Here is a 12,123-nt window from a genome sequence, read left to right on the forward strand (position 1 = left end):
AGACCACGCATGCCCTGCCCATGTTCAGCTCACGCGCAAGTATTCCTCCCGTGGATGTAGGCGGATCGCAGTGATGTCGTCGCCATCGAGCAGCGCGTGCAGCGACGCCGACGTTAATGCCACGACTTCGGCCTTCCTGTCGGGCCAGATAAAACGGCTTGTTTCAAGGCGTTTTGTCATCAACCAGAAACCACTTCCATCCCAGCCGATAATCTTGACCCTGTCACGACGGCGGTTTCCGAAGATATAAAGAGAGGAATCCATCGGGTTCAGATGCATGGCCTGCTCGACGAGAATCGAGAGGCTGTTCATGCCGTAGCGGAAATCGACAGGATCGCGGTGCAAGTACACCTTCAGGTTTTCGTCGAACCGGAACACGGCATCCTCCCCAGAATCTGGACCAGGGTGGTCAGTTCGTCGATGGTCGCGATGGCTTTGCCCATCTCGAGCTCGACACCGTTGGCCAGTCGCACATGCAGCGTGAGCGCCATGGACGAAGGCGGCGGTGTCGGCACCGGCGCAGTCGGTATCGAAACGACCGGCACGAACGCGGCAAGTGCAGCAGCGGTAGCGACGAGCTCACGCGAATCCTGCTGGTTGATGGTCACGCCATCAACCTCATCCGGCGAAGCGGTGTCATCACCGGCGTGCTGTATTGGCAAGATGCCTTGCTCGCGCTCCATCAAGAACTTCGTGATCCACTTGCGCAACAGGTTGGCATTGACTCCGTGCTCCTGCGCCAACCGGGCCACGGATACGCCCGGCTGCAACGCCGCCTCGATCAGTACCCGCTTGCTCTTTTCGTCGTAGCGCCGACGGCCGTCGGCACTCTCGCGAACTACTTTTAACTCTGAGTCTTTGTCGGCCATAGGTGTCCACCTTCAACAGTAGGTGGACACCTATGCTCCCCGCTCAGAGTGCTGTTGGGTAGACGTCGATAATGGATCGCTTACTCTTGTTCGGCTAGACTCGGCCACAACCGGTCGTTCGACATGAGGGCGTGAATTGCCGACAATTTCCCCTGTCTGCCCCTATTGACCGATAGCCTCACTGGAGCATCCAACATGAGCTGGGACGTCTCACTGTACAAATTCACTTGAAGTTATCGCCGTATCGAGTAGATTCCCAGCGACGCTCAGCCACATCCACTAGGGTCTCGTTCGGGAGTCCAGACCGCGGTGACAGATGTTTTTCCAGGCACGAACTGGAATGATCCCGGCTGGGCATCTACGACGGCGAGTTCGGCTCGTTTGAGTTCAACCTCGGAAAAGACGATTCGGTGCAAAGCCTGGCACTTCACGTACGGGCGAGCACAGAGTTCGTCGGCGGACTCCTCCAGCTCCGCGAGCGCCTTTGCTGTCAGGCCATTGACCTTTTGGACGGTAGCTTGCTCGACCAGTACGAGCACCCTGCCACCGGCCTGGAGAAGTGGCGGAAATACCGCGACCAGGTCATCGGAGAGTCTCGAGGCTACGGATTGTCTGTTGCCCGGGCTGGAATGTTAGGCGTATTCTTCGGGCTGGCGTTGGGACTGCGATCGCCAAAGATATTCTGATTTTGCCGCTGCCTCGGTCGACCTCAATGTCCCCCCGCCGCGACCGCGCTGTTACTGGCATCTTGCGTAGGCCGCGTCACCCAGATCAGAGGCACGATCGCTATGAAAATGACCGCGGAGAGCCAAAAAATGTCATTAAGACCCAACATCGTCGCCTGAACGTTGAGTGAGCTTTCAAAGAACGCGAGCGCTTGCGGGGTTCCGACATTGAGCGTTCGCTCGATACTCTCTATTGCGCCAGTAAACGTGGGATTATCGACACTCGCCTGTTCCATGAGGCGCGCGTGATGCAGGATTGTGCGATTGTTCCAGCCGGTACTGACGAGCGAAGTGCCCACTGCGCCCGCGAAGATCCGTACGAAGTTCGAAAGCCCCGCGGCAGCGGGAATTTTCTCGGAGGGAAGCCCTGAAAGAATAATCGCTGTGAGCGGCGTGAAAAAGAGGGCTGTCGGTATCCCCTGCAGGAGGGTCGGTAGCACAAGCGTGTAACGGTCAACCTCCGTCGTGTAAAGCGAGCGCATGTAGAACACACCCGCGAATCCTAAAAATGCGAGCGTCGCCAGCACCCGCATATCCGAGCGAGGCATGATCTTGCCCATCACTGGCGCCAGGATGACCGCGAAGACGCCGAGTGGCGCTGTTGCCAGCCCCGCATCAACGGCGCGATAGCCTAAAAAGCCCTGAATCCACTGAGGGAGAATCACCAGGTTGGCGAAAAAGACCGCGTAGGCAACTGAAATCGCTATCGTCCCGCCAAGAAAATTTCGGCCCTTGAAGAGCCGCAAATCGATCACCGGCCGCTCGTCGGTCAGCTCCCATATCACGAAAAACGCGAACACTACTACGGCGACGATACCCAGCGTCCAGATGAGTGGCGAGTTGAACCAGTCAAGGTCCTTCCCCTTGTCTAGCATCACCTGGAGCGATCCTACCCAGATGATCAGCGAGATCACGCCGACCTTGTCGATCGGCAGCTTGCGCGACGGCGTTTCGCGGTCGCGGTAGATCGCCCAGATCGCCCCCGCAGCAAAGAGCCCCACGGGTACGTTGATGTAGAAGATCCATGACCAGCTACAGCTGTCGGTAATCCAGCCGCCCAGCGCGGGTCCGGCAATCGGCCCGACTGTCGCCGTCATCGCCCATAGCGACAGCGCACTCGCACTCTTCTCCTTTGGAAACGAGGCAAGCAGGAGAGCCTGAGAAAGAGGCACCAACGGTCCGGCCACCGCGCCCTGAACAACGCGCGCCACGAGAAGGACTGCGAGGTTGGGCGCCAGTCCGCACGCAGCTGAAGACAAGACAAAGAGTAGAATCGCCCAGACAAACAGGCGCACCTGGCCCACGCGCTGTGTCAGCCATCCCGTAAGCGGAATTGCCACTGCGTTAGCCGCGGCAAAGAGGGTGATGACCCACGTCCCCTCATCCACTGACACACCGAGATTGCCCGAGAGCGTCGGGATCGCAACGTTTGCGATAGACGAATCGAGCACGTTCATGAAGGTGGCAAGAGCGACCGCGAAAGTACCAATCATGAAACGCGGGCCACTGAGGGGGGCGACGCCGTGGGACGACCCGGATGAATCCATCGTCAGCCTCGTTGCACGTTAGCGGCTAGTTGTTATATGGCTTCTCCGGCGAACGCGACCAGGACTGGAAGCACGTGTTAGTGGCGTTCTGCGTACCCCAAGCAGCGACCCGGGTTCGCACAAAGGCCCGCTAGGCACCACGACCCGGAACAATCAGGCTACGACGATGCGAAGCGGATCCGCAGCAGCGAGCGCTGTCGCGCGATCTGCGCCCGGCGGGTAGATCCATTCGCAATTGATCTGGCGCTTGAGCTTCTTCGCCTCCGCGCCCTTCATCTTCACGTCGCGCTCCCAGCCTTCGGTATAGACCGCGCCCCACGGGCCAAGATCGAGACACGTCACGTATTTGGGCTGGCTATAGGGAATCGGCTCGAGGCCCAGCAAATCTGCTGCTACGTTGTGCCCGGCTGAGCGGCCGAGATTCATCGCGTGCTGACACGACATCATCGTGTAATTGCCTTCGTCGTCCGTCGCGGCATACGCCACGTCGCCGGTCGCGTAGACACCCGGCACCCCTTCAACCGCGAGGTAACGGTCCACATAAAGACGACCGCTCGCATGCCGTCGACCGGGAATCTGCTCCGTAAGCGAGCTTGCTCGCAGCCCTGCGGTCCAGACCACCGTACTCGATTCGATACGCTCTCCATCCGCCGTGACAACGCTCTGGTCGTCCATCGATGCCACGCCCGAGCCGAGCTTCCATGTCACACCAAGCTCGCCAAGCGCCTCTTCGATGACCGGCCGGGGCCCTGGGCCAAGATCGGGCCCGATTGCCTCGTTGCGTTCGACGATGATCACGCGCACATCCGCATCCTCGCCCAGCGCGGCACGCAGGCGAGCCGGCATTTCAGCCGCCGTTTCGATACCCGTAAAGCCGCCCCCCGCTACCACCACCGTGTTGCGCGCCAGCGATTCCGGCCGTTCAGCCAGCTTCAGGATGTGCGCTTCCAGTTCAACCGCCTCGTGGGTCTGGTCCACGCTGAACGCGTGCTCGGCAAGACCTGGGATAGCGGGCCTGAAGAGCCGGCTGCCGCTCGCGAGCACGAGTCGATCGAAATCGAGCATCCCGCGTCGTCCATCCTCACCAACGACCTCGACCGTACGAGTCGGCACCTGAATGCGCTCTACCGTTCCCTGCACGAACTTCACGCCCACCGCGTCGAAAATCTCCGTGAGCGGCGCCCTGAAGTTGGCCGGCCCCTCCTCGTACAGGCGCGGGCGTACATGCAAATGCGGATCGGGCGCAACAAGCGTGATTTCCACGTCGGTCCTGCCCTGTGCATCCAGCAGGCGCGCTGCACTCAGGGCGCTCCACATGCCGGCAAACCCGGCTCCGATGACAACGATACGCTGGGACATTAGCCACCTCCGGCGATTTGCTGCACAAGATTGAGAACCTTGGTAACCCGACATCGCTTACGGATTTACCTGCAGTTTCGAATAGCGCTCAGGCTGGCCAATCGTATGGGCCTTTCCGCGAAGGCACTGGTCTCCAGGCGCCGTCGTCGACGGTTGAAGTTGCCTCTGCGTGCCAGAGCACGCGATCGAGTCGCGCGATACGCTTGCCTTTCGACAGGCGCCTGGCACGCCCAGGCAAGCGCAGCCCGCATCGTTGGCACGCAGCGGCCAGAATCTGCGGAGACCGGCCGATACGATAGGCTCGCGTCAGCGTTGCCGCATTCCAAAATCCGAAAGGCGTACCACGTCCGCGCGCCGCCTTCGGCTCATTCGAAGGAGCTGTCATGCAACCACGTATGGACTTCTATCAGGCCAACCCGCTAGCCATCAAGGCGCTGCTCGCGCTGGAAGAGCGGATTGGAAAGAGTACGATCGAAAAGCCGCTGATCGAGCTCGTGCGCCTGCGCGCGTCACAGATCAACGGCTGCGCTTACTGTGTCGACATGCATACGAGCGACGCCCGCAAGAACGGCGAAACCGACCGCCGGCTGGCAACGCTGGTGACATGGAGAGAGGTGCCGTTTTTCACGCCACGCGAGCGCGCCGCGCTGGAATGGGTCGAGGCGCTCACGCTCGTTGCGCAAAGCCATGTGCCGGACGCTGCATGGGAATGCGTCAAACCGCATTTCAGCGACGCCGAAGTGGTAGATCTCACCCTGCTGATTTGCGCAATCAATAGCTGGAACCGTTTCGCCATCGCATTCCGCAAAACGCCAGCCTGAGGAGCCGAGATGAAATTCGTTCGGTTTGTAGTCCTTCATTGTGCACTCGCAACCGCTACGCTATCCTTCGCTGGCATTCAGACCGCCATGGCGGAAGGTGCTGGCGAGGAAGCCATCAAGCCGGTGATGCAGCAACCGATTCCAGAGCTACCCGGCAAAAACGTCGATATTGCCACCGTGACTTTCGCACCCGGTCATGCTTCTGAGCCACACATGCATCCGGGTTCCATTTTCGCGTACGTGACTGTTGGCCACGTCGTGTCGCAACTCGAAGGCTCGCCCGCAAGGACCTATGGTCCCGGCGAAGCCTGGTACGAGCCGCCTGGCGCGCATCATCTCGTTTCGAGGAATGCCAGCGACACAGAACCCGCGCAGATCGTCGTGTTCGCGCTCGCGGGGCCTCACGACCCGATCAAGAAGCCGATTTCACACTAGCCTGCATTGGTGGATGAGTCGTTGCGTGCGCAAAGTCACGACGACCTTATCCTGTGGCAAGTTCGTCGGCGAGGAACTGGATAAGCGCTGTCACGCGCCGCGCCGGTAACTCGGCCGGATAAACGGCATACAAATCGACGTGCTCCGCGACGTATTCCTCCAGCGCCGTCTCCAGCGTCCTGGACGCGAGTTCCGCCCGAATATCCCAACGGTTCTTGATGATGACGCCCACGCCCTCTAACGCCCACTCGCGGAGCACGCCACCGTCGCTCGCCTGGCGATCGCCTGAAACCTTGACGTTGTGTGGCTTGCCTGCCATGCGAAACGGCCAGATCGCGAGCGGCGCGCCTGGCCGCGCAAGAATCAGGCAGTTGTGGCCCGTCAGGTCGTCGGGCACTTTGGCCTTGCCATGCGTACGCCAGTAGTGCGGCGAGGCGCACACGAGCCGCTCGCCGCGCACGAGGAGCCGCGCGTGCAAGCCGGAATCCACGAGCGGGCCATTGCGCAGAGCCAGATCGATATGCTCATCAATCAGATCGACGGTGCTGTCGCTGAGCAGCAGGCTGATATGAACACTGGGATGAAGGGCCTGAAAGCGGTCGAGCAGCGCTCGCAACTGAGCGCGCCCGAAATCGTTCGTTGCCGTCACCCGTATCGGCCCGCTCAACGGGCCATCCTCTCTCGACCCCGTAACTGCTGCGTCCCATTCGGCAACGATACGACGAGCACTTTCCAGCAACAGCAAGCCTTCGTGTGTGAAAACAAGGCGTCGTGTCGAGCGCGTGATCAGCGTCGTGCCGAGTTCGCCTTCGAGTTGCCTGACTGCCACCGTCACCGACGAAGGTGCGATCGCGCGCTGTCTTGCAACGGCGGAAAAGCTGCCCATCTCGGCCACTTCGATCAGCGTGCGCAGCGCGTCAATCCTGTCCATCTTTTGAAGAGCTCGTAAAGTGAATTGGCGTTCGGATGGCTAATCAAGCGTTCGGCACCCCAGTATAGTCGGCGACGTTGAATCCGAAACCCATCGAGGATGAAAGATGAAGACGTTAGTGATCGTCGCACACCCCGACATCGAAAACTCGCGCGGCAACAAGGCCCTTCGCGATGCAATCGCACAGGAACCGGATATCACCGTGCGTGAGCTGTACAAGCTGTACCCCGACTTCCGCGTCGACGTAACACGGGAACAGCAACTGATTCGCGAGCATGGGCATCTCGTTCTGCAATTTCCGATGTACTGGTACAACTGCCCGCCATTGCTCAAGAAGTGGCTCGACGACGTTGTCAACGACGCGCTGTTCGGCAGCGCGCCGGAAACATCCCTGGTACTGGATGGCCGCACGCTCCAGCTTGCCGTCACGATCGGGCGTGTTCGCGAACGCTATTTTCCGCCCTCTCGCGAACACATGTGGGCCGAAGGCGTCACGCGGCCGTATCTCAAACCGGCGCTGCTGGAACGCCATGGTGAACACATTGTCGATACGCTGCTTACGCCGTTCGAACAGACTGCGCACCTCGCCGGCATGGAATATGGACGTCCGTTCGTCACCTACAACGTCGGCCCGCTGACACGGACCGGTTCCATCAGCGACGAAGCACTAACTGAGCGCTGCGCAGCATACCGGCAACTGCTGCGCGGTCTCGGGCCCGTAAGGTCTGTCGCGCCGGCAGAGGCTGTTTGAGCGCGTGATGCGCAACAGAACATCGTTTGATCTGACAAGGACATCATCATGAGCGAAGCAACAACACGCAAGCCGGACGAACTGGCGATCCCCTATCAACATCCGCAGCCCGCCGACATGTCGGCAGACCTCGTTCACGCCGGCGTGCTCGACCAGTGGCTGGAAGACGACAACCTGTGGGTGCCCACGACAAAGACCGTATCGTTCAAGCCCCTGCTCCTCAATGCGAGCCAGGGCTACTACGTTAATCTGCTGCGCGTGCGGCAGTCCGGTGTGCTCTCGCGTCATCGTCACACCGGTCCGGTGCATGCCATGGTCTTGCGCGGTCGCTGGTATTACCTCGAACACGACTGGGTCGCCGAACAAGGCTCGTATGCGCACGAGCCGGCAGGTGAAACGCATACGCTGTTCGTACCCGAAGGCGTCGACGAGATGATCACCTGGTTTCACGTGACGGGTGGCTACACCTACGTCGATCCTCAAGGCAACGCAACAGGCTACGAGGATGTCTTCACCAAGATCGAAGCGGCCCGCAAGCACTACGAGGCGATCGGACTTGGTACGGACTACGTCAGGCGCTTTATCCGTTGAGACATACCGGCGCTGCAATCGCGCCATCAAGAGGTTCTGATCATGCAACGAAAGACTGTAGAAGTGGACGGTGTCGCCGCCAGTTATCTGTGCGCCGGCGAGCGTGGACCGGTCGTGCTCATGCTCCACGGCACCTATTGGAGCCGGGTCTGGCAACCCGTCATCGGTGATCTGGCTGCGGCGGGCCTGCGCCCGATCGCCGTCGATTTCCCAGGCTTCGGCCGCTCCGCCGGTGAATTGACGGTTGCGACCGCTTCCATTCCCGCGCTCGCGGATTGGCTGTCTCGCTTCACACAGGCGCTCGGCATAAGCGGACCGGTCGGCGTTGCCGGCCACGACATCGGCGGTGGCGTTGCACAACAGGTGCTCGTCGACGGCAAGCTCGGAGTGAGCCGTCTCGCGCTCATGAACGCCGTCATGTTCGACTCCTGGCCGGTCCCCGGGGTCGCACGCTTTCGCGACCCCGAGATTGCTGCTGCCACGACGCCCGCCGATGTGCTCGCGGCGAGACGCACGTCGGTGATCACCGCGCTAGGACGCCCCGCCTCCGAGGCAGAAATTGCCGACTATCTCGATCCGTGGACCGAGCCCCGCGTGACGCGCTCGTGGCTTGCCCTGGCGGGCGCGGCATACAGCCACTACACGACGGATCTCGTTCCGGCCTTGCGCGCGTCCAGCGTGCCGAAGCTGCTGATTTGGGGCGAGGACGATACGTTCCAGTTGATCGAGCACGCCGAGCGATTCGTGACCGAAATACCGCACTCCTCGCTCGTGCGTATCCCCGCGGCCGGACATATTCCGACTGAAAACGATCCGAAAACGATCGCTCGCGCGCTAATCGACTTTTTTGCGTAAAGCTGTAAGTTGGCGCAGGGGAACCAGCGGCGCGTTGCGTGTGCCACTGGCTTCTCATCTGCTTCAGCCGGTAGCCTTCACTTCCCTCCGCCCCCTCGCAACAACACGTTCGATACCGTCGAACGATTTCATCAGCCCCGTCGAACGGCAATCTCGCGCAGCGCGTTCACCATGACGTCAGTGAGACGCGGTCCGCCTCGTAGTGCGCGCGACCGATGCAGGTTTGATGAACTGCATCCTCTCCAAGCGAATTTCTCTCCGGCTTTACAAAGGAAACGCCAATGATCAAGTTTTACTTCCACCCTTCGCCCAATCCCATGAAGGCCGCCCTTCTGCTCGAAGAACTGGAATTGCCGTTCGATCTGATCGCCGTCGACACGTTCAAGGGCGAACAGCATCTGCCAGCATTCCGCAGCGTCAACCCGAACGGCAAGGTGCCGGCCATTACCGACGAAGGCGTGACCGTCTTCGATTCGCATGCCATCCTGCTGCACCTCGCCACGAAGCACGGCAAGTTCGTTCCCGCCGATGCTGCCGGGCGCGCCGAAATGCTCTCATGGCTCATGTTCGTGGCAACGGGGCTCTCGCCGTTCTCCGGTCAGGCCGTGCATTTCCAGCACCACACCCCGGAGCCGTTGCCCTATGCGCGCAACCGCTACCTGAAGGAAGTCGAGCGCCACTATCGCGTGCTTGACGAGCGGCTTGCGAAAACAAGGTATCTGGCAGGTGAGCACTATTCGATTGCGGACATGGCGCTGTGGGGCTGGGCCATGTTCGCCGGCTACATTCTTGGCGAAAAAGGACTGAGTGACTACGCCAACGTCAAACGCCTCGTAGACGAAATCGGCAAACGCCCCGCCGCCGCACGTGCGCTCGCACTGAAGGAACGGCTCACGCTGAAGACCGACTTTGACGAAGAAACGCGTCGCGCGCTCTTCCCCCAAAACGTCTAATGCTTTCCAGACGCATCGCGGCGCTGCCCGCGATGCGTCTCTCTAACGAGGAGCCCGGCTCATGAGTACCGCACAATCGCCGCAGCCAACGGCTGCACCCGCACTACGTCTAAACAATATCGCACTCGCCGTTGCGAATCTCGATGCCATGGTTGCCTGGTACGTCGACGTACTTGGCCTCGCCATCGCGGCGAAGGGGCACTTCGATACCGTTGGCGCGGACTACGCCATGCTCGACGGCATGGGCTTCCGGCTCGAACTCGTCTCCCGCCCTGGCACACCCAAGGTCGCCGCGAAGCGCACACCGCCACCGGAGCACCTGGACGAGACGGGATGGAAGGCGCTGGTGCTGGAGAGCGGCGATCTTGCGGGTACGACTGCCAGCTTCGCCAGGCTTGGCGTAGAGATTGTCTGGGCGCAGGCGCAACTCACGCCCACCATTTCCTCTACGATGATCCGGGACCCCGAAGGGAACCTCATTCATATTCTCGGCCAACCGGAATAGCGGCAAACGCGGAGGCCTCCCGGGAGGCCTCCGGCGTCCAGCACCCCAATCAGATCATCGACTTCCCGATCGACGCGCCGCCGTCGACGAAAAGCGTCTGCCCCGTCATGAATCCCGCTTCCTCGCCCAGCAGGAACGCGATGGATGCCGCCAGTTCCTCGGGACGCCCCAGCCGTTTCATCGGAACAATCGAGAGGAAACGGCGCTCCGCTTCGCTGCCCGCCGGTGTATTCGCGCGGAACATCTCGGTTTCGGTCGGCCCAGGTGCGACCGCATTGACGGTGATACCCGTATCGGCGAGTTCGAGCGCCCACGTTCGGGTCAGGCTGATCATCGCGGCCTTCGCAGCCGCATACGTCGAACGTTGGGCCACGCCCAGCACGACGAGGCTGGACAGATTCACGATACGGCCCCAGCCGCGTTTGCGCATCCCCGGTAGCAAGGTCTGAACCGTTTGCACGGCGGGCGCCAGGTTGTCGCGCATCGCCCTGTCGAGATCATCGAGATCGATCGATCCAAGCGGCGAAAGCTCAACGAACCCGACGTTGTTGACGACGCCGTCGAATTCGAAGCGCGCGTCGAGATCGGACAGCACCGCTTGCGTCCCCTCCCGGTCGGTCAGGTCGACGGACACGAGCGTGCCTGGAAAAGTCGTGTCACCGGAACTGCGCGCGAGGCCGACCACATTGTGGCCATCACGCGCGAGACGCTCGCTCAGCGCACGCCCGATGCCTTTGCTTGCACCCGTAATCAGGAAAGTTCGTTTCATTTTAAATCGTACTCCTAGGTAAGTTGATTGATAAGCGGTCAAATCCGCCCGAGTAAGACCATCGTGCCCGCGAGTGTGACGGCCGACACTACGCTCGACACGACCAGCGTCGTGCCCGCCGAGGTGTCCTTTACCCCATAGGACAGGCCAAACAGGATGCTGAACGAACCGCACGGGATCGCCGACAGAAGAATGGCCTGGCCGGCTAACGGCTGCGGAAGCGCCAGCAGCCAGACAAGCGCTAAGGCAAGCAGGGGCTGCACGACATTGCTGAGCAAAACGCCAACCAGTGCCTGTGCGTCGAGCCGGAACGGTTGTGCTGCGAGTATGAGTCCAGTCGAGAAAAGGGCAAGTCCGGCAGTCGTGTTTCCGATGATGCCCAACGACTGCGTGAGGAGTGCTGGCAGCGTGCACCCGGACAGCGACACCAGCAAGCCGGCCAGCGGCGCGATCACGACGGGTTTGACGAAAGTGTTGCGCAGCGCTTTGCCGAGCAGCGCCTGTCCGTCACGATGCTGCGCGCGCTCGAGCAGGATGAGGGCAGCAGGCGACATGACGACCGCCCCCATCGTGACCGCGATGGCGACGGTCAAATCGGCACCTTCACCATACACCGCGCGAAGCAATGGCAGCCCGACTGAAGCGAAATTCGGCATGCCGACCGTGACCGCCTTGACGGCCGCCTGCGCGAGATTCGAACGAAAGACGTAGCGCGAAAGCAGGAGCGAGAGCGCATACGGCACGATCATCACGATCGTCAGCACGACAATGAGCGCCAGATGCGCACCCAGGCTCTCGCGCTGCATCCGCGCGGTATAGACAAAGAGCGCGAAGGGCAACGCGTAATGCACCAGCATCGTGTTGATGGCGGCGAGCGGCATGGGCGTCGTGCTCAGCCGCCCGGCGAGATAACCGGCACCCATCGAAAAGAGAAAAGGCACCAGGGCAAAAGCGATTTCGTGGCTCATGGCGATATGCGGAAGATGCGCGGGGCCTCAGGCGTGACAGCGCG

At 61.0% G+C, this 12,123-nt stretch carries 14 protein-coding genes; 7 read left to right on the top strand and 7 right to left on the bottom strand.

What is annotated here, in order from left to right:
* Positions 1-24: 24 nt before the first annotated feature.
* The 4 genes from tnpB to BHE01S_RS32000 all read right to left on the bottom strand — a co-directional run bounded on the left by tnpB (position 25) and on the right by BHE01S_RS32000 (position 4,500).
* The gene (gene tnpB, locus BHE01S_RS31980; RefSeq protein ID WP_042271262.1) at positions 25-378 is read right to left on the bottom strand and encodes an IS66 family insertion sequence element accessory protein TnpB; all 354 of its coding nucleotides are present in this window, start codon (positions 376-378) and stop codon (positions 25-27) included.
* On the bottom strand, positions 354-869 hold the full coding sequence (locus BHE01S_RS31985; RefSeq protein WP_042271265.1) for a transposase: 516 nt from the start codon (positions 867-869) through the stop codon (positions 354-356). The genes tnpB and BHE01S_RS31985 overlap by 25 nt, the downstream gene beginning before the upstream one ends.
* A 709-nt stretch (positions 870-1,578) precedes the next feature.
* Entirely contained in the window at positions 1,579-3,141 is a 1,563-nt protein-coding gene (locus BHE01S_RS31995) for a DHA2 family efflux MFS transporter permease subunit (protein ID WP_042271271.1), read from the bottom strand.
* Between the two features lie 153 nt (positions 3,142-3,294).
* Positions 3,295-4,500 (bottom strand): NAD(P)/FAD-dependent oxidoreductase, encoded by a 1,206-nt coding sequence (locus BHE01S_RS32000; RefSeq protein ID WP_042271275.1) that lies wholly within the window; start codon positions 4,498-4,500, stop codon positions 3,295-3,297.
* Between the two features lie 383 nt (positions 4,501-4,883).
* Here BHE01S_RS32000 and BHE01S_RS32005 point away from each other — a divergent pair, with 383 nt between their 5' ends.
* Both BHE01S_RS32005 and BHE01S_RS32010 read left to right on the top strand, forming a co-directional pair.
* Positions 4,884-5,321: a carboxymuconolactone decarboxylase family protein gene (locus BHE01S_RS32005; protein ID WP_042271278.1), complete on the top strand. Its 438-nt coding sequence runs from the start codon at positions 4,884-4,886 to the stop codon at positions 5,319-5,321.
* Between the two features lie 9 nt (positions 5,322-5,330).
* Complete coding sequence (locus BHE01S_RS32010; protein ID WP_042271281.1) at positions 5,331-5,756, top strand: cupin domain-containing protein; 426 nt, start codon at positions 5,331-5,333, stop codon at positions 5,754-5,756.
* 46 nt (positions 5,757-5,802) lie between these two features.
* Here BHE01S_RS32010 and BHE01S_RS32015 read toward each other — a convergent pair whose 3' ends face one another.
* Entirely contained in the window at positions 5,803-6,687 is an 885-nt protein-coding gene (locus BHE01S_RS32015) for a LysR family transcriptional regulator (RefSeq protein WP_042271284.1), read from the bottom strand.
* Between the two features lie 106 nt (positions 6,688-6,793).
* Here BHE01S_RS32015 and BHE01S_RS32020 point away from each other — a divergent pair, with 106 nt between their 5' ends.
* The 5 genes from BHE01S_RS32020 (at position 6,794) to BHE01S_RS32040 (ending at position 10,342) form a co-directional block, all read left to right on the top strand.
* Positions 6,794-7,438, top strand: coding sequence for an NAD(P)H-dependent oxidoreductase (locus BHE01S_RS32020; protein WP_042271287.1), 645 nt, complete (start codon positions 6,794-6,796; stop codon positions 7,436-7,438).
* Between the two features lie 48 nt (positions 7,439-7,486).
* The gene (locus BHE01S_RS32025) at positions 7,487-8,029 is read left to right on the top strand and encodes a 2,4'-dihydroxyacetophenone dioxygenase family protein (RefSeq protein ID WP_042271289.1); all 543 of its coding nucleotides are present in this window, start codon (positions 7,487-7,489) and stop codon (positions 8,027-8,029) included.
* Positions 8,030-8,071: 42 nt separating this feature from the next.
* Positions 8,072-8,884, top strand: a complete 813-nt coding sequence (locus tag BHE01S_RS32030; RefSeq protein ID WP_042271292.1) for an alpha/beta fold hydrolase — start codon at positions 8,072-8,074, stop codon at positions 8,882-8,884.
* Positions 8,885-9,165: 281 nt separating this feature from the next.
* Entirely contained in the window at positions 9,166-9,837 is a 672-nt protein-coding gene (locus BHE01S_RS32035) for a glutathione S-transferase family protein (RefSeq protein WP_218000435.1), read from the top strand.
* 61 nt (positions 9,838-9,898) lie between these two features.
* The gene (locus tag BHE01S_RS32040) at positions 9,899-10,342 is read left to right on the top strand and encodes a VOC family protein (protein WP_042271295.1); all 444 of its coding nucleotides are present in this window, start codon (positions 9,899-9,901) and stop codon (positions 10,340-10,342) included.
* A 49-nt stretch (positions 10,343-10,391) separates the two neighbouring features.
* Here BHE01S_RS32040 and BHE01S_RS32045 read toward each other — a convergent pair whose 3' ends face one another.
* Together BHE01S_RS32045 and BHE01S_RS32050 are read right to left on the bottom strand one after the other, a co-directional pair.
* On the bottom strand, positions 10,392-11,111 hold the full coding sequence (locus tag BHE01S_RS32045; RefSeq protein WP_042271298.1) for an SDR family oxidoreductase: 720 nt from the start codon (positions 11,109-11,111) through the stop codon (positions 10,392-10,394).
* A 38-nt stretch (positions 11,112-11,149) separates the two neighbouring features.
* On the bottom strand, positions 11,150-12,079 hold the full coding sequence (locus BHE01S_RS32050; RefSeq protein ID WP_042271302.1) for an AEC family transporter: 930 nt from the start codon (positions 12,077-12,079) through the stop codon (positions 11,150-11,152).
* Positions 12,080-12,123 lie beyond the last annotated feature (44 nt).

It is taken from the genome of Paraburkholderia heleia NBRC 101817 (assembly GCF_000739775.1).
Classification (GTDB): domain Bacteria; phylum Pseudomonadota; class Gammaproteobacteria; order Burkholderiales; family Burkholderiaceae; genus Paraburkholderia; species Paraburkholderia heleia.